General features: G+C 68.7%; 21 protein-coding genes. 14 read left to right on the forward strand and 7 right to left on the reverse strand.

Annotated features, from left to right (window positions below):
• The first annotated feature begins 54 nt into the window (after positions 1 to 54).
• Positions 55 to 699 (forward strand): hypothetical protein, encoded by a 645-nt coding sequence (locus AB431_RS18830; RefSeq protein WP_047331216.1) that lies wholly within the window; start codon positions 55 to 57, stop codon positions 697 to 699.
• A gap of 37 nt (positions 700 to 736) precedes the next feature.
• On the opposite strand, the gene AB431_RS18835 is transcribed toward AB431_RS18830, so the two are convergent.
• Both AB431_RS18835 and AB431_RS18840 read right to left on the reverse strand, forming a co-directional pair.
• Entirely contained in the window at positions 737 to 1,096 is a 360-nt protein-coding gene (locus AB431_RS18835) for an iron-sulfur cluster assembly accessory protein (protein ID WP_047331217.1), read from the reverse strand.
• 70 nt (positions 1,097 to 1,166) lie between these two features.
• On the reverse strand, positions 1,167 to 2,222 hold the full coding sequence (locus tag AB431_RS18840) for a glycerate kinase (protein WP_047331218.1): 1,056 nt from the start codon (positions 2,220 to 2,222) through the stop codon (positions 1,167 to 1,169).
• A gap of 23 nt (positions 2,223 to 2,245) precedes the next feature.
• Between AB431_RS18840 and AB431_RS18845 the strand changes: the two genes are divergently transcribed.
• From AB431_RS18845 to AB431_RS18870, 6 genes are all read left to right on the forward strand, one after another.
• A complete protein-coding gene (locus AB431_RS18845) occupies positions 2,246 to 2,899 on the forward strand; it encodes a DUF3043 domain-containing protein (protein WP_047333575.1) in 654 nt (217 codons plus the stop codon).
• Between the two features lie 13 nt (positions 2,900 to 2,912).
• Complete coding sequence (locus AB431_RS18850; protein ID WP_047331219.1) at positions 2,913 to 3,440, forward strand: bifunctional adenosylcobinamide kinase/adenosylcobinamide-phosphate guanylyltransferase; 528 nt, start codon at positions 2,913 to 2,915, stop codon at positions 3,438 to 3,440.
• Positions 3,440 to 4,489, forward strand: a complete 1,050-nt coding sequence (gene cobT / locus AB431_RS18855) for a nicotinate-nucleotide--dimethylbenzimidazole phosphoribosyltransferase (protein ID WP_047331220.1) — start codon at positions 3,440 to 3,442, stop codon at positions 4,487 to 4,489. The genes AB431_RS18850 and cobT overlap by 1 nt, the downstream gene beginning before the upstream one ends.
• Positions 4,490 to 4,491: 2 nt before the next feature.
• A complete protein-coding gene (locus AB431_RS18860; protein ID WP_047331221.1) occupies positions 4,492 to 5,241 on the forward strand; it encodes an adenosylcobinamide-GDP ribazoletransferase in 750 nt (249 codons plus the stop codon).
• Entirely contained in the window at positions 5,231 to 5,668 is a 438-nt protein-coding gene (locus AB431_RS18865; RefSeq protein ID WP_047331222.1) for a pyridoxamine 5'-phosphate oxidase family protein, read from the forward strand. The genes AB431_RS18860 and AB431_RS18865 overlap by 11 nt, the downstream gene beginning before the upstream one ends.
• Positions 5,669 to 5,772: 104 nt before the next feature.
• Entirely contained in the window at positions 5,773 to 7,053 is a 1,281-nt protein-coding gene (locus tag AB431_RS18870; protein ID WP_052960325.1) for a sensor domain-containing diguanylate cyclase, read from the forward strand.
• On the opposite strand, the gene AB431_RS18875 is transcribed toward AB431_RS18870, so the two are convergent.
• Both AB431_RS18875 and gcvT read right to left on the reverse strand, forming a co-directional pair.
• Complete coding sequence (locus AB431_RS18875) at positions 7,046 to 8,152, reverse strand: branched-chain amino acid aminotransferase (protein WP_047333577.1); 1,107 nt, start codon at positions 8,150 to 8,152, stop codon at positions 7,046 to 7,048. The two genes, AB431_RS18870 and AB431_RS18875, sit on opposite strands and share 8 nt — an antisense overlap.
• A gap of 61 nt (positions 8,153 to 8,213) precedes the next feature.
• A complete protein-coding gene (gene gcvT, locus AB431_RS18880) occupies positions 8,214 to 9,317 on the reverse strand; it encodes a glycine cleavage system aminomethyltransferase GcvT (protein WP_047333578.1) in 1,104 nt (367 codons plus the stop codon).
• A gap of 40 nt (positions 9,318 to 9,357) precedes the next feature.
• On the opposite strand from gcvT, the gene AB431_RS18885 reads away from it, so the two are divergent.
• A complete protein-coding gene (locus AB431_RS18885) occupies positions 9,358 to 10,881 on the forward strand; it encodes a leucyl aminopeptidase (RefSeq protein ID WP_047331223.1) in 1,524 nt (507 codons plus the stop codon).
• Positions 10,882 to 10,891: 10 nt separating this feature from the next.
• Here the strand turns inward: AB431_RS18885 and AB431_RS18890 are convergent, their stop codons facing one another.
• Both AB431_RS18890 and AB431_RS18895 read right to left on the reverse strand, forming a co-directional pair.
• On the reverse strand, positions 10,892 to 12,643 hold the full coding sequence (locus AB431_RS18890) for an SDR family oxidoreductase (RefSeq protein WP_047331224.1): 1,752 nt from the start codon (positions 12,641 to 12,643) through the stop codon (positions 10,892 to 10,894).
• A complete protein-coding gene (locus AB431_RS18895; RefSeq protein ID WP_047331225.1) occupies positions 12,643 to 12,978 on the reverse strand; it encodes a hypothetical protein in 336 nt (111 codons plus the stop codon). Before AB431_RS18895 ends, AB431_RS18890 begins: the two co-directional genes overlap by 1 nt.
• A 164-nt stretch (positions 12,979 to 13,142) precedes the next feature.
• Here AB431_RS18895 and sucB point away from each other — a divergent pair, with 164 nt between their 5' ends.
• From sucB to AB431_RS18925, 6 genes are read left to right on the forward strand one after another with little or no spacing between them, the layout of a single operon-like run.
• Positions 13,143 to 14,942, forward strand: coding sequence for a 2-oxoglutarate dehydrogenase, E2 component, dihydrolipoamide succinyltransferase (gene sucB / locus AB431_RS18900; protein ID WP_047331226.1), 1,800 nt, complete (start codon positions 13,143 to 13,145; stop codon positions 14,940 to 14,942).
• A 4-nt stretch (positions 14,943 to 14,946) separates the two neighbouring features.
• Positions 14,947 to 15,855: a TIGR01777 family oxidoreductase gene (locus tag AB431_RS18905; RefSeq protein ID WP_047331227.1), complete on the forward strand. Its 909-nt coding sequence runs from the start codon at positions 14,947 to 14,949 to the stop codon at positions 15,853 to 15,855.
• A gap of 13 nt (positions 15,856 to 15,868) precedes the next feature.
• Positions 15,869 to 16,543, forward strand: a complete 675-nt coding sequence (gene lipB, locus AB431_RS18910; protein ID WP_047331228.1) for a lipoyl(octanoyl) transferase LipB — start codon at positions 15,869 to 15,871, stop codon at positions 16,541 to 16,543.
• Positions 16,540 to 17,493: a lipoyl synthase gene (gene lipA, locus AB431_RS18915; RefSeq protein WP_047331229.1), complete on the forward strand. Its 954-nt coding sequence runs from the start codon at positions 16,540 to 16,542 to the stop codon at positions 17,491 to 17,493. The genes lipB and lipA overlap by 4 nt, the downstream gene beginning before the upstream one ends.
• 25 nt (positions 17,494 to 17,518) lie before the next feature.
• Positions 17,519 to 18,271 (forward strand): DUF4191 domain-containing protein, encoded by a 753-nt coding sequence (locus AB431_RS18920; RefSeq protein WP_047331230.1) that lies wholly within the window; start codon positions 17,519 to 17,521, stop codon positions 18,269 to 18,271.
• A 21-nt stretch (positions 18,272 to 18,292) separates the two neighbouring features.
• Complete coding sequence (locus AB431_RS18925; RefSeq protein WP_082135736.1) at positions 18,293 to 20,047, forward strand: amidohydrolase; 1,755 nt, start codon at positions 18,293 to 18,295, stop codon at positions 20,045 to 20,047.
• Position 20,048: 1 nt separating this feature from the next.
• Here AB431_RS18925 and AB431_RS18930 read toward each other — a convergent pair whose 3' ends face one another.
• A complete protein-coding gene (locus tag AB431_RS18930; protein WP_047331231.1) occupies positions 20,049 to 21,329 on the reverse strand; it encodes an HNH endonuclease signature motif containing protein in 1,281 nt (426 codons plus the stop codon).
• Positions 21,330 to 21,343: the final 14 nt, after the last annotated feature.

Here is a 21,343-nt window from a genome sequence, read left to right on the forward strand (position 1 = left end):
CGCTGCGGCGGGTGCTTGAAGTCTTGGCCTCCCGCGACCTCAGGAGACTTATCGATGGCTGGCCCGATTCCGCCGCATCAGCAGGTCGGGGCCGAGGGCGAGCCGTACCCGGACGGGCCGTTCGGACCGCCCGGCGCGATCCCGCCGGTCCCCTACCCCGGTGTCTACCCCGGCGCCCTGCCGCCGCCGGTGGCCTACCCCCCGAAGCCGCGCAAGCGCCGCACGGCGCTGTGGCTGAGCCTGCTGGCACTGGTCCTCGTCGGCGCGGTCGTCGCGGCGGTCCTGACCATCCGGACCGGAGAGTCCGGCACGACGACGGCGGGTGGGTTCAGCCAGGAGGCGGCCAAGACCTCGATCACCAACTATCTGAACGCGTTGTCCAAGGGCGATACCGAAACCATCGCGCGGAACAACCTGTGCGGCATGTACGACGGGGTGAAGGACCGCAAGTCCGATCTGGCGCTGGCCAAGCTGGCCAGCGACGCCTTCCGCAGGCAGTTCGCCGGCGCCGAGGTGACGTCGATCGACTCGGTAGTGCCGTGGTCGTCCTACCAGGCCCAGGTGCTGTTCACCATGAAGGTGGCCTCGTCGGGCAGCCGTGGCAACCGTGGCGAGGAGCAGGGTGTGGCGCAGCTGCTGCGCCAGGGCAATCAGCTGCTGGTGTGCTCGTATCTACTGCGAACGGCCGCCCAGTACTGAGACTGGACGGCCGTTGACGCCGAGCTGAAAGTTCGGATCAGTTGAAGGAGTCGCCGCAGGCGCAGGAGCCGGTGGCGTTCGGGTTGTCGATCGTGAAGCCCTGCTTCTCGATGGTGTCGACGAAGTCGATGGTGGCGCCCTGGATGTAGGGCGCGCTCATCCGGTCGACGGTCAGGTTCACGCCGCCGAACTCGCTGACCAGGTCACCGTCGAGGGTGCGGTCGTCGAAGAACAGGTTGTAGCGCAGGCCGGCGCAGCCGCCGGGCTGCACGGCGATGCGCAGCGCGAGGTCGTCGCGGCCCTCCTGGTCCAGCAGAGCCTTGGCCTTGGCGGCTGCGGCCTCGGTCAGCACCGCGCCGTGGGTCTGGGTCTCGGTCGACTGATCGGAAACTGTCATTGCGTCTCCCTCAAAAGCAGATGTCTATGCAGGGCTTGGCCCACTTGATCAACGGTACCTTGTCCGGGCGCTATTCCCGAGTTGATGCCGCGGTCTCGCGGGCCAGGCCGGTGAGCTGAGCAGCGGCGTCGTCGATCGCGACCTGCACCGACCCGGCGTAGTCCGCGATGGCGTACGCCGCCGTGATTCCCGCCTCAGCCAGTTCTGCAGGTCCCAGGCTGACCTGACCGGCCAGTACCAGCACTGGGACGCCCCGCGCCTGCGCACCGCCGGCCAGCGCGCTGACCACCTTGCCGTGCAGCGACTGGTCGTCGAATCGCCCCTCTCCGGTGACGATCAGATCGGCCGCAGCGATGTCCGCGGCCAGCCCGGTGTGCTCTGCGATGACGGCCGCCCCGGATTCCCGGCGCGCGCCCAGGGCCAGCAGCGCTGCGCCCAATCCCCCGGAAGCACCGGCGCCGGGCAGCGGGCCGACGGTGTACCCGGCCAGCGCGTCGAGCTCGGCCGACCATGCCGTCAGCCGCTGCTCGAGGATCTCGACGACACCCGCGTCCGCGCCCTTCTGCGGGCCGAAGATCCGCGCCGCACCCATCGGGCCGAGCAGCGGATGCTCGACGTCGGTGGCAGCGATCAGATCGACGGCGGCCAGCTTGTCCTTCGCCCGGGCCAGTCCGCCGAGCGCCTCGACCATTCCCCGGCCGCCGTCGGTGCAGGAGCTGCCGCCGAGACCGACGACGATCGTCTGCGCGCCGGCGTCCAGCGCAGCGCCGATCAGCTGGCCGACCCCGCGGCTGTGGGCTGCGACGGCGGTGTCCGGGGTGGGCGGCCCGGGCAGCAGCGCCAGCCCGCAGGCCTGCGCGCACTCGATGTAGGCCGTCGATGTCGCGCGGTCGTCCACCCAGTCGGCGTCGACTTCGTCGGTGAGCGGGCCGGACACCCGGGTGCGACGCACCTCGCCGAGCCGCCCGGCCAGCACGCCGACGAAACCGGGGCCGCCGTCGGACTGCGGCGCGAGAACGAGATCGTCACAAGCCCGGGCTTGTCGCCAACCGGCGGCGATGGACTGGGCGGCTTCGACCGCAGTCAGGCTGTCGCCGTAGCAGTCCGGCGCGATCAGCACCCGCATTCGTGCAGGGTAACCTGGCAGGCGTGAAGCTGCTGGGCCGCAAGAACGACGAAGGTGCCGCCAAGGCCGAACCGGTCGAGGTCGATGAGCCTGCCGGCGCGGCGCGCACCACCGCACCCAAGGGCAAGCCCACTCCGAAGCGCAATGCCTCCGCCAAGCGCCGCGGGCCGGTCGCTCCGGCGCCGATGACCACGGCCGAGGCCCGTAAGCGGCGCAAGGAGATGCGCGCCACCCTGACCAAAGAGGAACGCCAGGCCGAGAAGGCGCAGCGCCGCACGGCGATGAACGACCGGCGCGAGCGGATGATGGCCGGCGAAGAGGCCTACCTGTTGCCCCGCGATCAAGGGCCGGTCCGCCGCTACGCGCGCGACATCGTCGACTCCCGGCGCAACGTGCTGGGGCTGTTCATGCCCGCCGCGCTGGCCCTGATCTTCGTGATGCTGGCCGTGCCGCAGGTGCAGTTGTTCATCTCACCGGCGATGCTGGTGTTGATGGCGGTCATGGCGATCGACGGAATCCTGTTGGGCCGCAAAGTCAACAAGGCCGTCGACGCCAAGTTCCCGGACAATGAAGAAGGCGCCTTCAAGCTCGGCATGTATGCCGCGGGCCGGGCCTCTCAGATCCGCCGCATGCGCGCGCCGCGACCGCAGGTCGAGCGCGGCGCCAAGGTTGTCTGAGTCCACCGACGCGGTGCGCACACTGGTCCTCGGCGGAATCAGGTCGGGCAAATCACGTTGGGCTGAAGAGATCATGGCCGGCCATTCCTCCATGCGCTACGTCGCGACCGGTCCGGCCGCCGAGGCCGACCCATCTTGGGCGGAACGGGTCGCCGCCCACCGGGAGCGGCGGCCGCAATCCTGGCACACCGTCGAAACCGCGGATGTGGCAGGCATTTTGCGCGACGATCCGATGACGGCCACCCTCGTCGACGACCTGGGCGGCTGGCTGACCGCGGCACTGGATCGCCGAGGCTGGGACGGCGCTTCGGTGACACCCGATGCCGACGAGCTGATGAGCGCCGTCGAAGGGTTCACCGGACCGCTGGCGCTGGTCAGTCCGGAAGTGGGGCTGACCGTCGTGGCGGCGACGGCGGCTGGCAGGCGCTTCACAGACGAGCTCGGCACACTCAACCGACGACTCGCCCAGTGCTGTGAACAGGTGGTCCTGGTGGTTGCGGGATTGCCGGTCTGGGTCAAACCGACGAAAGCGTTGAGCTGATGGACTTTCCCGCGGTTTCCCCGCCAGATTCTCGTGCCGCGGCCGCGGCCAAGCGCCGTCAGGACATTCTGACCAAGCCGACCGGCGCACTGGGCCGGCTCGAGGATCTCTCGATCTGGGTGTCGGCGTGCCAGGCATCGTGTCCGCCAAAGCAGTTCGAGCGCGCCCGGGTCGTGGTGTTCGCCGGTGACCATGGGATCGCGCGCACCGGCGTTTCGGCGTACCCGCCGGAGGTCACCGCCCAGATGGTGGCCAATATCGAGGCCGGCGGCGCGGCGATCAACGTGCTCGCCGAGGTCGCGGGCGCGTCGGTGCGGGTGGTCGACATCGCGGTGGACTGCGACCAGCCGCTGACCGCGGAGATCGGCGCGCACAAGGTTCGCCGATCCAGCGGCAACATCGCGGTCGAGGACGCGCTGAGCGCCGAGGAGGTCATCGCCGCACTGGAGGCCGGCCGCCGGCTCGCCGACGACGAGGTGGACGCTGGCGCCGACTTGTTGATCGCCGGTGACATGGGCATCGGAAACACCACGGCTGCAACGGCATTGATCGCCACCCTGACTGACACCGAGCCGGTGGCCGTCGTTGGCCGCGGCACCGGTATCGACGACGCCGGCTGGGCCCGTAAGGCCGCGGCGGTGCGCGACGCGATGTTCCGGGCGCGCCAGTTCCGGCCCGATCCGGTCGGGTTGCTGCGCACCTGCGGTGGCGCGGACCTCGCTGCGATGGCCGGCTTCTGCGCGCAGGCCGCCGTGCGCCGCACTCCCCTGCTGCTCGACGGCGTCGTGGTGACAGCCGCCGCGCTGGTCGCCGACCGGATCGCTCCCGGGGCCCGCGCGTGGTGGCAGGCCGGGCATCGGTCGACCGAGCCGGCGCACACGCTGGCGCTGGCCCACCTGGAGCTGGAGCCGATCATCGACCTCGGCCTGCGCCTCGGTGAGGGCACCGGCGCCGCGGTGGCGCTACCGGTGCTGCGGGCGGCCGTCGCGACCCTGGCATCGATGGCCACCTTCGAGGGCGCCGGCGTCTCCGAGAGGTCCGCGGACTGACCGTGTTCCGTTCGCTGGCAACGGCTTTCGCCTTCGGTACGGTCTTGCCCGTCCCGCTCCGAGGGGGCACGTTCGGGCGTTCGACGATGACGGCGCTGCCCGTGGTGGGGGTGACGCTAGGCGCGCTGGCCGCCGTCGTGGTGTGGGCCGGCGACTGGGCGTTCGGCACGCATCACGCCCTGTCCGGGCTGCTCGCGGTCGCGGTGCTGCTGCTCGTCACCCGTGGTCTGCACATCGATGGGCTCTCCGACACCGTCGACGCGTTGGGCTGCTACGGACCGCCCGAGCGCGCGCTGCAGGTGATGCGCGACGGGACGGCAGGCCCCTTCGGGGTGGCGGCCGTCGTCGTGGTGCTGACCGCCCAGGCGATGGCGTTCTCGGCGGCGCCACCGGGCTGGACCGGTGCGCTCGCGGTCGTCACCGCGCTGGCCGCTGGGCGGGCGGCCGCGGTGCTGGCCTGCCGCCGCGGGGTGCCCGCGGCGAGCGGCAGCGCGCTTGGCGGACAGGTCGCAGGCAGCCAGCGGCCCGCGGTTGCCCTGGCCTGGGCAGCCCTGGTTGCGGGGTTGGCCGCCATAGCGACGCCCCGAATCTGGCAGGGCCCGCTCGTCGTGCTCGCTACGCTGACCTTGGCCGTGTTTTTGGTGCGTCACTGCGTGCGCCGCTTCGGCGGTATAACCGGCGACGTGCTGGGTGCGGTGATCGAACTGACGACGACGCTGACCATCCTCGGATTGGTGATTCGTGCTGGGTGAACTCAACGACCGGCAGATCGAGGACGTGCTTCACGCCGAGGTGATCGCGCGCTTGGGCTGCATCAGCGACGGGCAGGTCTACGTCGTGCCGGTCACCTACGTCTACGACGGGACCTACGTGTACGGCCACGCCATGGACGGCGACAAGCTGCGCGCGATGCGCGCCCATCCGCAGGTCTGCGTCGAGGTCGAGCAGGTAGACGACTTGTCGAATTGGCGCAGCGTCATCGCGTGGGGAACCTTCGAGGAGTGCCGGGGGAAGGACTGGGACGCCGGCTTGGCGCTGCTCGTCGAGCGAATCATGCCGTTGCTCACCTTGCCCGAGGGGCAACCCCCGCCCGACCACACGGGTCTGCGCCGCGGTTCGGTGTACCGGATCAAGTTGGGCCGCAAGACCGGTCGATTCGAGCAGGCCGGGACGCACTGAGTTCCTGACGTCCCTTCCGGGTGAACTCCCCGCGACGAACAGTCAGACGGAGCACAATCTTCGAAGTGCGCCCCGCAGCGCGTTTACCCCGGGGGGTCCAGGCTATGGATACATCGGACAATCGGCCCGACGCCGCCTGGTACGAGTGCGTATCGAAAGGTGGCAGCCTGGTCTACTTCATCCTGCGGGTGAACCCCGACGTGGTATTCGAGTTCCTCACCGATGCCGTCGAGCATCAGCTCGGCTGCCCGGCCGCCGACGGGCTCGCCGACCCGGCCGCGGTGCTCGGCCGGATCGATGATTCCCACGCCGGGCGGCTCGCCGAAACCTTGGCGCTCCGGCCTGGCAGTGCGACCACGGTCGAGCTGACCTGGCACCATCGCGACGGCCGGCCGATCTACAGCCGCACCTGGGTCCAGTGCCGTCAACGACCCGACGGGTCGGTGGTCCTCGATGGCGTGACCCGGGACATCACCCAGCTGCGCGAGACCGAAGCGGACTTGAAAACGTCCCAGGAACGCTATCGCCTGCTGGCCGAGAATGCCTGGGAAGTCATCTGGACGGCCGCACCGGACGGCACCATCACCTACATCAGTCCCTCGGTCGAGCGGGTCCGCGGCTTCACCCCGGCCGAAGCCATGAGCCTGTCGATAACACAGACCCATCCACCCGCCACGGCGGCAAGCGTCCTGGATTTCTATCGGCGGCTGTTCGATGCCGCCGGGTCGGGGACCGAGCTCCCGGTCTTCCGCGGCGAACAGGAGTACTACCGCAAAGACGGCTCGATCATGGTCGGCGAGGTACAGGTGATCCCCCAGCTGGACGCAGACGGTCGACTCGTGGAGATTCTGGGGGTCACGCGCGACATCAGTGAGCGCAAGGAGTTCGAAGCCGAACTGCGGCGGCTCGCCGTCTATGACCCGGTGACGGGCGTGTGGAACCGCCGGCACGGCGAGGAGCTCATGGTCGCCGACCTCGAGCAGGCCCGCGACTCCCGCCAGCGGCTGACGGTGCTGATGCTCGACATCGACCACTTCAAGTTGATCAACGACACCCACGGCCACCAAGCCGGCGACCGGGTGCTTGCCGAGATCTGCCGTCGGGTCCTCGATACCGTCGACACCACTGCGGTCGTCGCGCGTTGGGGCGGCGAGGAATTCGTCGTGATGCTGCGCAACTGCGGCGCGGACGATGCGCTCAACATGGCCGAGAAGATTCGCGCCCGCATCGCCGACAGCCCGTTCGGCGCCGTCGCCTCCGTCACGGTGAGCATCGGCGTGGCCGAACTGACCGATGCCGACGACCTCACCTCCTGGCTGGCACGCGCCGACCAAGCGCTCTACCGGGCCAAGCGGTCTGGACGAAACCGGTGCGAAGCTAGCTGAGCCGGGCCATCCAGCCGTGGGTGTCGGCGAAGGTGCCGCGCTGGATGCCGGTGAGGGTGTCGCGCAACGCCATCGTCACCTCGCCGGGCTCGCCGTCGGCGATCGTGAACTCGCCGTCTCCGGACTTCACGTGCGAAACCGGGGTGATCACCGCAGCGGTGCCGCACGCGAACACCTCGGTGATCTCGCCCGCGGCCGCGCGCTTGCGCCATTCCTCGACGTCGATCTTGCGTTCCTCGACGGCGAAGCCGGCGTCACTGGCCAGCTGCAGCAGCGAATCGCGGGTGATGCCGGGCAGCAGCGAGCCGGACAGTTCCGGGGTGACCAGCCGCGCGGAGCCGCCGCTGCCGAAGACGAAGAACAGGTTCATCCCGCCCATCTCCTCGACGTAGCGGCGTTCGATCGCATCCAGCCACACCACCTGGTCGCAGCCGTGCTCGGCGGCCTCGGCCTGCGCCAGCAGCGAGGCGGCGTAGTTGCCGCCGAACTTCGCCGCGCCGGTGCCGCCGGGGCTGGCCCGCACGTATTCGGTGGACAGCCAGACGCTGACCGGTTTGATCCCACCCTTGAAGTAGGCGCCGGCCGGCGAAGCGATCACGAGGTAGCGATATTCAGTGGCGGGGCGCACACCTAGGCCCGGCTCGGTGGCGATCACGAAGGGCCGCAGATACAGCGACGCCTCGCCACCGGCAGGCGGCACCCACTGGCCGTCGACGGCGATCAGCTGACGCAGCGATTCGACGAAGAGCTCCTCGGGCAGCTCCGGGATCGCCAGCCGACGGGCCGAAGCGCGCAACCGTCGCGCGTTGGCCTCCGGGCGGAACGACACGATCGAGCCGTCGGCCCAGCGGTAGGCCTTGAGCCCTTCGAAGATCTCCTGCGCGTAGTGCAGCACGATGGCCGACGGGTCCAGTTCGATCGGGCCGTAGGGCACGACGCGGGCGTCGTGCCAACCCAGTTCGTCGGTGTAGAGCACCGACACCATGTGGTCGGTGTGGAAGCGCCCGAACCCCGGATCGGCCAGAACTTGAGCCCGTACCTCGTCGGTCGCCGGATTCGCGTTGCGCTCAACCGTGAACTCGAGGGGGCCGTTGGTCATGGTGAAATTGTAGACCGGCAAGCCATCCAATTTCCCCGGGTCGCTTCGCCCCTGCCCGCCGCTACCGAGTTTTGACCTCGACGAACGGCGGCTTGACGACCTCACACTCCAGCGGGCGGCCGCGCACGTCGACGGTGACCAGTGCCCCGTCGTCGATACCGGCATCGGTGTCGATGAGGGCAAGGGCGATACCGACTTTGAGCGTCGGTGAGAACGTGCCCGATGTCGTGACACCCACCGGCAGTGCGCCGTTGAACACGGTCAGGTCGGGGCGCAGCACGCCGCGCCCGGTGGCCCGCAGGCCGCGAAGCAACCGGCGCGGGCCGGCCTCCTTCTCGGCCAGCAGGGCATCGCGGCCGAAGAACGCGTCTTTCTTCCAGCCGATCGCCCAGCCGGTTCGCGCCTGCAGCGGCGAAATGTCCAGTGACAGCTCGTGACCGTGCAGCGGGTACCCCATCTCCGTGCGCAGGGTATCGCGGGCACCCAGGCCGGCGAGTTGCCCACCCGCACCCTGCACCTCGGCCACCAGCGCCTCGAACACGACCGGCGCAGATTCCCATGGCGGCAGCAGCTCGTAGCCGTGCTCACCGGTGTATCCGGTGCGGCAGACCCGTACCGGCACACCGGAGTACGTGGCGTCGGCGTAGCCCATGTAGTCCATGTCCGTGGGCAGGCCCAGCGCGGCGAGCACGGTGGCCGAGCGCGGCCCCTGGACCGCAAGCACCGCATACGAGCGATGCAGGTCGGTGATCGAAATACCTTGCGGCGCAGCGGCTTGCAGCGCCTCGACGACAGCGGCGGTGTTCGCGGCGTTGGGCACCAGGAAGATCTCGTCATCGCTTACGTAGTAGGCGATCAGGTCGTCGATCACCCCACCCTCGGGAGTGCAGCACAGGGTGTATTGCGCCTTGCCGGGACCGATCCGGCGCAGGTCGTTGGTCAGCGTGGAGTTGATGAAATCCGCCGCGCCCGGACCGACCACCAGCGCCTTGCCCAGATGGCTGACGTCGAAGAGGCCGACGGCCTCGCGGGTGGCGGTGTGCTCACCTACCGTCCCCGCGTACGACACCGGCATCAGCCAGCCGCCGAATGAGGCGAAGGTGGCGCCCAGCTCGCGGTGCTGACTGTCGAGCGGCCCAAGCAACAGATCGGATGTGTCGGTCACGGCCAACAACACTAGTGCCCCGCGTCTACTGTGAATCCTCGTGAGCACCGAACCTGGTTACGCCGCCCCCACTGTCACCGTCGCGACGTCGCTGCCCAAGCGGGCGCAGTCGGCCGTGCTGATCGTCCCGGTCGTCACCGGCACGGCAGGGGAAGCCGGCGACGCCTCACCGACCGTCGTCGGCGGCCCGTTTCTCGACGCCGAGGCCATCGGCGAGATTCAGGTCGGCCTATGTGCGCTTGGCGCCAAGGCCGGCGCCGAGCAGGTCACCCGGCTGCACGTGCCGTCGCTCGCGGTCGGCAGCGTGCTGGCCGTCGGGCTCGGCGCCCCGCGCGACGAGTGGTCGGCCGATGTGATCCGCCGCGCCGCCGGAGTGGCGGCCCGGTCGCTGTCCGGGGTGGAGACCGTCATCACCACGATGACCGAGCTGCACCTGGAGGCCGCGATCGAGGGATTGATCCTCGGCAGCTACCGGTTCACCGCGTTCCGCAGCGCCAAGACCGCGCCGAAGGAGCCGGCACTGGGCAAGATCATCGCGCTGAGCACGGTGTCCAGCGCCAAGAAGGACGCCGCTCGGGCCGCTGCGATCGCGACGGCTGTGGCCACCGCGCGCGACTTCGTCAACACCCCGCCCAGCCACCTGTTCCCGGGCGAATTCGCCGACCGCGCCAAGGCTTTGGGCGAGGCCGCGGGCCTGAAGGTGGAGGTGCTCGACGAGAAGGCACTCACCAAGGCCGGCTTCGGCGGCATCATCGGGGTGGGCAAGGGCAGCTCGCGCCCGCCGCGGCTGGTTCGGCTGGCCTACCGCGGCGCCAAGGGCAAGGGCGGCAAGACCGTCGCCCTGGTGGGCAAGGGCATCACCTTCGACACCGGCGGCATCTCGATCAAGCCGGCTGCGTCGATGCACCACATGACCTCCGATATGGGCGGCGCCGCGGCGGTGATCGCCACAGTCGTGCTGGCTGCCAAGCAGGGACTACCGATCGACGTGATCGCCACGGTGCCGATGGCCGAGAACATGCCATCGTCGACCGCGCAGCGCCCCGGCGACGTGCTGACCCAGTACGGCGGGATCACGGTCGAGGTGCTCAACACCGACGCCGAGGGCCGGTTGATCCTGGCCGACGCGATCGTGCGGGCCTGCGAGGACAACCCCGACTATCTGATCGAGACGTCGACCCTGACCGGCGCGCAGACCGTCGCACTGGGCGGCCGCACCCCGGGCGTGATGGGCAGCGACGACTTCCGCGACCGGGTGGCACGTATCTCGCAGGCCGAAGGCGAGAACGCCTGGGCGATGCCACTACCGGAGGAACTTAAAGACGATCTCAAGTCGAGTGTGGCCGATCTGGCGAACGTCAGCTCGCAGCGTTTCGCCGGCATGCTGGTCGCCGGGGTGTATCTGCGGGAATTCGTCGCCGACGGCGTGCAGTGGGCGCACATCGACATCGCCGGCCCGGCTTACAACACCTCCGGCCCGTGGGGCTACACGCCCAAGGGCGGGACCGGGGTTCCGACGCGGACGATGTTCGCCGTGCTGGAGGACATCGCAAGAAACGGTTAGCCGCAAACGGCTAGACCACGCCGGTTCGGGCGATGCTGCGCATCCCCTGCGGCAGGACCTTGGATGTCCCGTAGAGCAGGTACGCCTCGGGCGTGACCGGCCGGATCGGCTTGTCCTTCTTCACCGCGGACACGATCGCCTTGGCCACCTTGTCCGGACCGTAGCCGCGCCGTTGGAACATCGTCTCGAGCTGCGCGCGGCGGGTCTTGACGGCGGCACGCTTGGCCGACGGCGCGATCAGCGGGGTGGTGGACACAATGTTGGTGTCGATGATTCCAGGGCAGATCGTGGTCAATCCGATTCCGGCAGTAGATAATTCGGCCCGTAAGCAGTCGGAGAACATGTACACCGCCGCCTTGGACGTGCAGTAGGCGTTGAGCCCTTTCAGCGGCGAGTAGGCGGCCATCGACGCCACGTTGACGATGTGGCCGCCGGTGCCGCGCTCGACGAGACGGCGTGCGAATGCCCGGCAGCCGTTCACCACGCCGCCGAGGTTGACGTCCAGCACCCGGTCGAATTGTTCTGCGGGAGTGTCCAAGAAGGCGCCGGCCACACCGATGCCGGCATTGTTGACGACGATGTCCGGCACACCGTGGGCGGCGCACACCTCATCGGCGAACCGCTCCACGGCGTCGGCGTCGGAGACGTCGAGCACATAGGTGTGTGCGACGCCGCCGCGCGTGCCGATCTTGGCCGCAGTCTCCTTCAGGCTCGCCTCGTCGATATCGCTGATCACCAGTTCGGCGCCCTCGGCGGCGAACGCCAGCGCCGTCTCCCGGCCGATGCCGCTGCCCGCGCCGGTGACCGACACCAGTGTGTCGCTGAAGTCCTTTCGCGGGCGGCCGACCTCGGCCCGCAGCAGTGCGCGGCTGGCCGGCTTACCGTCCAGATAGTCGGCCAGTTCGCTGACCGCTGCCGCCAGTACCTGCGGATGGGAGAACGGAGACCAGTGCCCGGCGCGCAATTCCCGGCGCCACAACCTGGGCACCCAGCGCGGCGTCTCCTCGTACAGGTACGGCCGCACGTAAGGATCGTTCAGGTTGACGATCAGCTGCACCGGGACGTCAACGTGAAGTTCCTCCGGCGTGCGGATCAGCGCGGGTAATGCGTTGGCGCGGTATATCTTTGCACCGTTGGCGGCATCGGCGGCGAATGTGCCGCCGTGGTGTTGGAGATCCTTGGGGATCCCGAGGGTGATTCCGGCGCGCAGGACTCCGGCGGTCAGCCGCAGCGTCGCGGGCGCCAGCACCGGAACCGACAGCGGCAGGGTGTAAGTGAGATGCAGCAGTTGAGCGAGCGCATGGCCGAACAGCTTCGGCCGGTATGGCCTTTTCAGTCCGTCGCGGATGTAGCGCATCAGATGGTGCAGGCTCGGCCCTGACACCGAGGTGAACGACGCGACCCGGTCGCCGGCGTCCGGCCGGCGCAGGTACTCCCAGAAGCCGATCGACCCCCAGTCGTGTCCCAGGACGTGCACCGGCTGGCCGGGGCTCACTTCGGCGACGATGGCGGCGAAGTCATCGGCGAAATCGGCCATCGTGTACTTCGAGAATGACTTCGGCCCCTTGGACGCGCCGGCGCTGCGGCTGTCGTAGCGGATGACGCGAAACTTGTCGGTCAGCAGCGGCACCACGCCGTCCCACAGCACATGCGAGTCGGGCCAGCCGTGGACCAGGACGACGGGCGGGCCGTCTGGGTTGCCTTCCTCGTAGACCGCAAGCCGGGTGCCGTCGGTGCTGTCGACATAGCGCATGGTCGTCATCAGGTCTCCAGGTCTCGTTGGCGGCGGCGTTCGATCCGCCGGCGCGCGTCATAGTCGCGCATCCGCTGCGGATACCCGACTTTTTGTACGTCATAGACAGGAATGCCGAGCTCTTCGCCGAGCCGACGGGCGCCGGCTGCACCGTCGGCGGGGCGGCGGGTCCACTCGCCGTCGGCGGCAACGAGCACGACGGTCATCGGGGTCACGCTCGTTTCGGGCTCGACGTAGGCCTCCACGCCGGTGCGCTGCGCAGCCCATTCGTACAGGTGCCTTCGGTCGGCGGCAACTCCGGATTCGGCCCGGCGGGAAGCCCGGAACCTGTCGAACAGCCCCAACTCCGATGCACTCCTCTCGGTGGTCCTTTCCCTCGATGGTGCCAGAGAAATCACACGTCGCCCTGAGTGCATGCGGGTGGCTCGGCAATGACAGGATGGGTACACGACGCTGTGGTATGCCAGAAGTCCGACCGCATGACTGACCGTTCGAGGGAGTCAACACAATGGCCGTCTCCGTCCAGATGCCGGCACTCGGTGAGAGCGTCACCGAGGGGACCGTCACCCGGTGGCTCAAGCAAGAGGGCGACACCGTCGAGGTCGACGAGCCTCTGCTCGAGGTGTCGACCGACAAGGTCGACACGGAGATCCCCTCGCCCGCGTCGGGTGTGCTGACGAAGATCGTTGCCCAGGAGGACGACACCGTCGAGGTCGGTGGCGAGCTCGCGGTGATCGGCGAGGCCGGCGAGGAGTCGGAGTCCTCCTCCGCCCCCGCCGAGGAGGAGAAGCCGGCCGAGGAGCCTGCGGCCCAGACCGAGACAGCCAGCGAAGAGACCGAAGCCGAGCCGGAACCCGAACCCGAACCCGAACCCGAACCCGAACCTGAGCAGTCCTCGGGGTCCTCGCAGTCGTCGGGGTCGGCGACGCCGGTGGTGATGCCCGAACTCGGCGAGTCGGTCACCGAAGGCACCGTGACTCGCTGGCTGAAGAAGGTCGGCGACTCCGTCGAGGTCGACGAGCCGCTGGTCGAGGTGTCCACCGACAAGGTCGACACCGAGATCCCCTCGCCGGTGGCGGGGACGCTGCTGTCCATCACCGCCGAGGAGGACGACACCGTCGCGGTCGGTGGCGAGCTGGCCAAGATCGGCGACGCCGGCGCCGAGACGAAACCGGAACCCAAACCGGAACCCAAGCCCGAGCCGAAATCGGAACCGGAGCCCGAGCCCGAGCCCGAACCGGAACCCAAGACCGAATCGAAGCCCGAACCCAAACCGGAGCCCAAGCCCGAGCCCAAGCCGGAACCCAAGCAGGCGCCCGCCCCGGCCGCAGCCGAGGACGGCGAGGCAGGAGACGGCAGCCCTTACGTCACGCCCCTGGTGCGAAAGCTAGCCGTCGAGAACGGGATTGACCTCGCCGGTGTCAAGGGCACCGGCGTCGGCGGACGCATCCGCAAGCAGGATGTGTTGGCCGCCGCGGACGCCAAGAAGTCGAAGTCCGAGCCGCCCGCTGAGGCTCCCGCCAAGGCGCCGGCAGCGGCCGCGGCGCAGGCTGACGCCGACACCAGCTCGTCGCCGTTGTCACACCTGCGCGGCACCACGCAGAAGGCCAACCGGATCCGCCAGATCACAGCCAAGAAGACCCGCGAATCGCTGCAGACCACCGCGCAGCTGACGCAGACCCACGAGGTCGACATGACCAAGATCGTGGCGCTGCGGGCCAAGGCGAAGACCACCTTCGCCGAGCAGGAAGGGGTCAATCTGACCTACCTGCCGTTCATCGCCCGCGCGGTCATCGATGCACTCAAGGCGCATCCGAACATCAACGCCAGCTACAACGAGGACACCAAAGAAATCACCTACTACGACGCCGAGAACCTCGGCTTCGCGGTGGACACCGAGCAGGGCCTGCTCTCGCCGGTGGTGCACAACGCCGGGGACCTGTCGCTGGCCGGGCTCGCGCGCGCCATTCACGACATCGCCGACCGGGCCCGCAGCGGAAACCTCAAACCCGATGAGCTCTCCGGTGGCACGTTCACGATCACAAACATCGGCAGCCAGGGTGCGCTGTTCGACACCCCCATCCTGGTGCCGCCGCAGGCCGCGATGCTGGGTACCGGCGCGATCGTCAAGCGTCCCCGGGTCATCGTCGACGACTTAGGCAATGAGTCGATCGGCGTGCGATCCATCTGCTACCTGCCGCTCACCTACGATCACCGACTGATCGACGGCGCGGATGCCGGCCGATTCCTGACCACCGTCAAGCGGCGTCTCGAAGAAGGGGCATTCGAGGCCGACCTGGGCTTGTGACGCCATGGGCCAACCTGTAGTCGCGATCGCCGGTTCGTCGGGTCTCATCGGCTCTGCGCTGGTGTCAGCGCTGCGCGCTGCCGATCATCCGGTGCTGCGCATCGTGCGCCGCGCGCCGGCCAACGGCGACGAGCTGCACTGGAATCCCGACAGCGGTGAGTTCGATCCTTCCGGGCTGGAGGGCGTCGACGCGGTCATCAACCTGTGCGGCGTCGGCGTCGGCGACAAACGGTGGTCCGGTTCCTTCAAACAGAGCCTGCGCGACAGCCGCATCGGACCGACCGAGGTGATCGCGGCGGCGGTCGCCGACGCCGGGGTGCCCACGCTGATCAATGCCAGCGCGGTGGGCTACTACGGCGATACCGGCGGACGCGTCGTCGATGAAACCGCCCCTGCGGGAGGCGGATTCCTGTCCCGGCTCTGCCTGGACTGGGAAGCCGCGGCGTTGGCCGCCGAAGACGCCGGCGCCCGCGTGGTGCTGGCCCGCACGGGTCTGGTGCTCTCCCCCGGCGGCGGCGTGCTTTCCCGGCTGCGGCCGCTGTTCAGCCTCGGCCTGGGCGCCCGCCTCGGCAACGGCAGGCAGTACATGCCGTGGATCAGCCTCGAGGACGAGATCCGTGCGCTGCTGTTCGCCATCAACAACAGCGACCTGTCGGGGCCGGTGAACTTCACCGGACCGGCACCGGTGACCAATTCGGAGTTCACCGCCGCGCTGGGCCGGGCGTTGAATCGGCCGACCCTCCTGCAGGTGCCCGGGTTCGCGCTGCGCACCCTGCTCGGCGAGTTCGCCGAGGAGGGGCTGCTCGACGGTCAGCGGGCGATTCCCGCCGCGTTGGAGCGGGCCGGGTTCGTCTTCCACCACAACACCATCGGCGAGGCACTGGCCTACGCCACAACGTCCGCTCAGGGGTAGTAGCGTCGATTGGGTGCGGGAATCCATCCGGTCGAGCTCAGCGGGCATACAGGTGCGCCAGCTGGAGACCGTCGACTACCTGGATGGCTGGCAGCTGCAGCGTGAACTTGCCGACGCCCGGATCGCCGGCGGACCCGACACCCTGCTGTTGCTCGAACACCCTGCGGTCTACACCGCCGGTAAGCGCACCGAAGCCCATGAACGGCCGATGGACGGCACGCCCGTCGTCGACACCGATCGCGGCGGCAAGATCACCTGGCATGGCCCCGGGCAGCTGGTCGGGTATCCCGTGATCGGGCTGGTCGAGCCGCTTGATGTAGTGAATTACGTTCGGCGTCTTGAAGAATCGCTGATCTCGGTGTGCGCGGACTACGGCCTGGATACCGGCCGGGTGGCGGGCCGCTCCGGCGTCTGGCTCCCCGCTGAGGGTGTGCGCCCGGCCCGTAAGATCGCCGCGGTCGGCATCCGGGTGGCTCGCGGAACCACGCTGCATGGCTTTGCCCTGAACTGCGACTGCGATCTGAGCGCGTACTCGGCGATCGTGCCGTGCGGAATCACGGATGCCGGCGTGACTTCGCTGACGGCTGAACTGGGCCGCCACGTCGGCGTCGACGATGTCCGCGGCCAGGTCGCCGAGGCGGTGTGTGACGCCCTCGACGGCCGCCTGCCCGTAAGGTTGAAGGCGTGACAGTCCCTGCCCAGTCCAATGTCACCGGCCCGGCGGCTCCGGCCGGCCGCAAGCTGCTGCGCCTGGAGGTCCGCAATGCCGAGACCCCGATCGAGCGCAAGCCGCCGTGGATCAAGACCCGCGCGCGCATGGGTCCGGAGTACACCGCGCTGAAAAGCCTGGTGCGCCGTGAGGGGCTGCATACGGTGTGTGAGGAAGCGGGCTGTCCCAACATCTTCGAGTGCTGGGAAGACCGGGAGGCGACGTTCCTGATCGGTGGTGAGCAGTGCACTCGGCGCTGTGACTTCTGTCAGATTGACACCGGCAAGCCCGCTGAACTGGATCGCGACGAGCCGCGCCGGGTGGCCGAGAGCGTGGCCGCGATGGGGCTGCGCTACGCGACGGTGACCGGGGTGGCGCGCGACGACCTGCCCGACGGTGGGGCGTGGCTCTACGCCGAGACGGTCCGCGCCATCAAGGAACTGAACCCGGCCACCGGCGTCGAGCTGCTGGCCCCGGACTTCAACGGCGAGCCCGCCCTCCTCGGCGAGGTCTTCGCGGCGCGGCCAGAAGTGTTCGCGCACAACGTCGAAACGGTGCCGCGGATCTTCAAGCGAATCCGTCCGGCATTCCGCTACCAGCGCAGCCTCGATGTGCTGACCGCCGCCCGCGCGGCCGGGCTGGTCACCAAGAGCAACCTGATCCTGGGTATGGGCGAGACCATCGACGAGGTGCACACCGCGTTGGCCGATCTGCACGGCGCCGGCTGCGACATCGTCACGATCACCCAATACCTGCGGCCGTCGGTGCGTCATCACCCGGTGGAGCGCTGGGTCAAGCCGGAGGAATTCGTCGCGCTCGGCGAATACGCCGAGGGGCTGGGTTTCGCCGGGGTGCTGTCTGGGCCGTTGGTCCGGTCCTCCTACCGCGCCGGCCGGCTGTATCAACAGGCCGTCGCGGCATCGCGGTGATCGCCCTTCCGTATTCTTGGTAGTTATGGCGAAAACCCGTAGCGCCGCCGAGAACAAGGCGGCCAAGGCCGAGGCGAAAGCCGCCAGCAAGGCCGCAGCCAAGCAGCGCCGCAGCCAGCTGTGGCAGGCGTTCCAGATGCAGCGCAAAGAAGACAAGCGGCTGCTCCCCTACATGATCGGTGCGTTCGTGCTGATCGTGGGAGCGTCGGTGGTGGCCGGGGTCTTCGCCGGCGGGATCACGATGTACATGCTGATCGTGCTGGGCGTCCTGCTCGGCGCGCTGGTGGCGTTCATCATCTTCGGGCGGCGCGCACAGAAGTCGGTGTTCCGGAAAGCGGAGGGCCAGACCGGCGCGGCGGCGTGGGCGCTGGACAATCTGCGGGGCAAGTGGCGGGTGACCCCGGGGGTTGCGGCCACCGGGCACTTCGACGCCGTGCACCGGGTGATCGGACGGCCCGGCGTGATCTTCGTCGCCGAGGGCTCGTCCGCGCGGGTCCGGCCGCTGCTGGCGCAGGAGAAGAAGCGCACCGCCCGTCTGATCGGTGACGTCCCGATCTACGACGTGATCGTCGGCAATGGCGAGGGCGAGGTGCCGCTGTCGAAGCTCGAGCGGCATCTGACGAAGCTGCCGGCCAACATAACGGTCAAGCAGATGGACTCGCTTGAATCCAAGCTGGGTGCCCTGGGCTCTCGAGTGGGCCCCGCCGCGATGCCCAAGGGCCCGATGCCCGCGCAGGCCAAGATGAAGGGCGTGCAACGCACGGTGCGCAGGCGCTAAGAGCTGTTCCGGGGGGACGCGATCTGTACTGCATGTGAGTGGGCGCCGCACTTCAGCGCCTTGGGAACCGGGGTTCTGACGCGGCGGACTGCGCTGCGTGCGGCCGCCGCGGCACAGCCCGCGACGGGGGCGTACGCCGACGTCGTGTTTCGGGGCGGACCGATCTACACCGTCTCGCCGAAGCAGCCGTGGGCAAAGGCCGTGGCCGTCACCGGCAACACCATCTCCTACGTCGGAGACGAGGCCGGCGCGAATGCGCTCGCCGGTCCGGACACTCGCGTCGTCGACCTGGAGGGCAACCTGATGTTGCCCGGGTTCGTCGAGGGGCACATCCATCCGTTCCTCGGCTCGTTCCTGACCAGTGGCGTCGACCTGCAGGTGCCGACCGGTGAGGAAGCGCTGGCCGCCATCGCCGCGTACGCAGAGGAGCACACAGACGGCCCGGTACGCGGATTCGGTTGGCGCGTCGATATGTTCGGCCCTGCTGGGCCCAACCGCCACGAGCTGGACAGGGTGTTGCCGGACCGGCCCGGCTTCTTCTTCGCGATCGACGGCCACAGCATGTGGGCCAACAGCATGGCTCTGCGGATCGCCGGCGTCGGCCGCGACACCCCCGATCCGGTTCCCGGCTTCAGTTATTACATGCGCGACGAACACGGTGAACCCACCGGCTACATCCTCGAGGTCGACGCCGTACTGAGTCTGGTGAACGCGGTCGAGCCGATCTCGCCGCGGTCGATGCAGGCGCTGCTGGAAACCTGGCTGCCGAAGGCCTCGGCGGCCGGTATCACCACGGTCTTCGATGCCGGGGTGCCTCCGATCGGTGAGGATCAGGGAGCGCTGATCGCGCTCTACACCGATCTGGAGAAGCGCGGGGCGCTGCCCTTCCGGGTGGCGGCGTCCTACAGCGTGAAGGGGCCGCCGGTCGACGACGCGGTCGCCAAGCTGACCGACATCCGCAACCGGCTATCGACCGAGCTGGTCAATTTCGGGGTGGTGAAGATCATCGGTGACGGGACGCAAGGCGGATACACCGCGTGGCTGATCGAGCCGTATGCCGACAAACCCGATTCGATCGGCGCATCACCGTTCACCGACGATCAGTGGCGCCAGCTTGTCCGCGAGGTCGACGCCGCGGGCTTCGATGTCCACGTGCACGCGTGCGGAGAGCAGACGGCGCGTACCGCGCTGGATTCCATCGAGGCGGCGATCGAGGCGAACCCGCCGCGCGACCGCCGGCACACGATCGCCCATCTGGTGTACGTCGAGGATCCGGACAATCAGCGATTCGGCAAACTCGGTGTGACGGCACAGTTTTCGGCGAATTGGATGTCTGCGGATCCGGACACCGTGCTCAACATGGCCGCGCGCTGCGGCAAGCCCCGCCAGGACTTGTTTTATCGCGCGCAAGATGTCCTGCGCTCGGGTGGCCGGATCTCTTTGGGCACAGACTGGCCGGCGGCGGGCTACTTCTCCACCTACAAGCCGCTCGAATCCATCCAGATCGGGGTGACCCGCCAGCTGATCGGAGACCCCGACGCACCCGTGCTGGCGCCGGCCGAGCAGAAGCTCGGCGTAGCGGAGGCGGTGCACGCCAACACCATGGGCGCCGCCTACCAGGTCCGGCTTGACGCCTTGGTCGGCTCCGTCGAGGTGGGTAAGCGCGCCGACTTGATTGTGTTGGATTCCAATATCTTCGAGGTCGACCCGCACGACATCCACCGCGCGACCGTCACGATGACCATGATGAACGGAGTAGTCCGCCACCAGATCTAGCTCAGGCGGCGAGCACCTTCAGCAGCTCGCCGTTGAGGTAAATCTCTACCGCGGTCATCGGCCTGTTCGGCGTTCCAGGCATCGGCGGTGCGGCTGAGCGATAGTGCGCCCCGGTCGGGGTGGTGAATTCCGCTGTGTGCGTGCCGTTGTCATCAACGTCGGTCACGACCTTCCAACCCCGCGACTCCTTGGTGTAGTTGCACGCCTCGCACATCCCCAGCCCGTTCTCCGAGCTGGTGGCGCCGCCGCGCGAATGTGGTGTCGCATGGTCGCGGTGCCGAACGGGTGCATCGCAGTACGGCGTCCGACACCGTTGGTCCCGCAGTTCGATGAAGTCCGCCAAGCCTTTCGGGAACACTCGCGACCGGGAGTCCATCGCAACCAGTGCGCCACCGGCCGGATTGGCATACAGACGGCGAAGTGTGGCTCGCGAGCGATCGTCGGTCACCGTGTCCATGACCATCTTCTGGGCCACTGCCGAAGGGACCGAACCGTAACCGGCGATCACGGCCGCGCCGTTCTCTGCCCCGAGCAGCATCTGGTCGGAGACCACCAGGTTCACCGCCATCGGCACGGGTTCATCCGCCGGCCGGCCGGTCACCCGCTCGACCAGTGTGTCGGCCATGACCTGCCCACGAGAGCGGGCGTCGCCACAGACGTCGGCCTCCCTCTTGAGCGCGGCATACACCGAGACTCCTTGCGCCACCGGCAGCAACGCCGTCACATACGTCATAGTGTCCGGCGCTGGGCGCATCGTGACGGTGCGCTCGCCCGCAGCCTTGGCTGCCCGGTCGACCAGCGCGTGCGGGTCCAGCCGGTAGGCGATCGCCTTGGCCTTCGCCGCCAGGGCCGCGTCTCCGACTCCCACCAGGGTGTCCGGATCCGAGCACAGGTCGGAGTCGAGCTGCCGCCGGTCTTCCACGTCCAAACACGCCGACTCCCGCACCACGATGGTCGCCCGCCATTCCGACAGCACGCCGGCCTCCAAAGCGGCCAGCGTGTGCGGCATCTCGTACACCAGAGCCTTGGCGAACCCCAGATGTTGATCGCCACGGGCGCGCGAATCCCGCCGCGCGAGCGCCACCTCCGCAGCCAAGCCGCGGCCTCGCCGCTTGGCCGGCACCCCAATCGATTCCTCCGCCGCGCGCCTGGCGGCGTCCAGCGCGGCGGTCAACCGCGCCTGCCCGGCAGCCGCCGCGGCTTTGAGCCGTTCCAGCTCTGCGATGCCCTCGACCATTGCCGATTGATCAGCCGGGTCGAAATCAGACAGTATCTCGAACATGTGTTCGAGTATGC

The sequence above is a fragment of the Mycobacterium sp. EPa45 genome, from assembly GCF_001021385.1.
Lineage (GTDB): Bacteria > Actinomycetota > Actinomycetes > Mycobacteriales > Mycobacteriaceae > Mycobacterium.

Bases quoted from the DNA above. Each gene is read 5' to 3' on its own strand.
- AB431_RS18830 (WP_047331216.1), top strand. From the start codon at position 55: ATGGCTGGCCCGATTCCGCCGCATCAGCAGGTCGGGGCCGAGGGCGAG.
- AB431_RS18835 (WP_047331217.1), bottom strand. From the start codon at position 1,096: ATGACAGTTTCCGATCAGTCGACCGAGACCCAGACCCACGGCGCGGTG.
- AB431_RS18840 (WP_047331218.1), bottom strand. From the start codon at position 2,222: ATGCGGGTGCTGATCGCGCCGGACTGCTACGGCGACAGCCTGACTGCG.
- cobT (WP_047331220.1), top strand. From the start codon at position 3,440: ATGGACTTTCCCGCGGTTTCCCCGCCAGATTCTCGTGCCGCGGCCGCG.
- AB431_RS18870 (WP_052960325.1), top strand. From the start codon at position 5,773: ATGGATACATCGGACAATCGGCCCGACGCCGCCTGGTACGAGTGCGTA.
- AB431_RS18875 (WP_047333577.1), bottom strand. From the start codon at position 8,152: ATGACCAACGGCCCCCTCGAGTTCACGGTTGAGCGCAACGCGAATCCG.
- AB431_RS18890 (WP_047331224.1), bottom strand. From the start codon at position 12,643: ATGACGACCATGCGCTATGTCGACAGCACCGACGGCACCCGGCTTGCG.
- sucB (WP_047331226.1), top strand. From the start codon at position 13,143: ATGGCCGTCTCCGTCCAGATGCCGGCACTCGGTGAGAGCGTCACCGAG.
- AB431_RS18905 (WP_047331227.1), top strand. From the start codon at position 14,947: ATGGGCCAACCTGTAGTCGCGATCGCCGGTTCGTCGGGTCTCATCGGC.
- AB431_RS18920 (WP_047331230.1), top strand. From the start codon at position 17,519: ATGGCGAAAACCCGTAGCGCCGCCGAGAACAAGGCGGCCAAGGCCGAG.
- AB431_RS18930 (WP_047331231.1), bottom strand. From the start codon at position 21,329: ATGTTCGAGATACTGTCTGATTTCGACCCGGCTGATCAATCGGCAATG.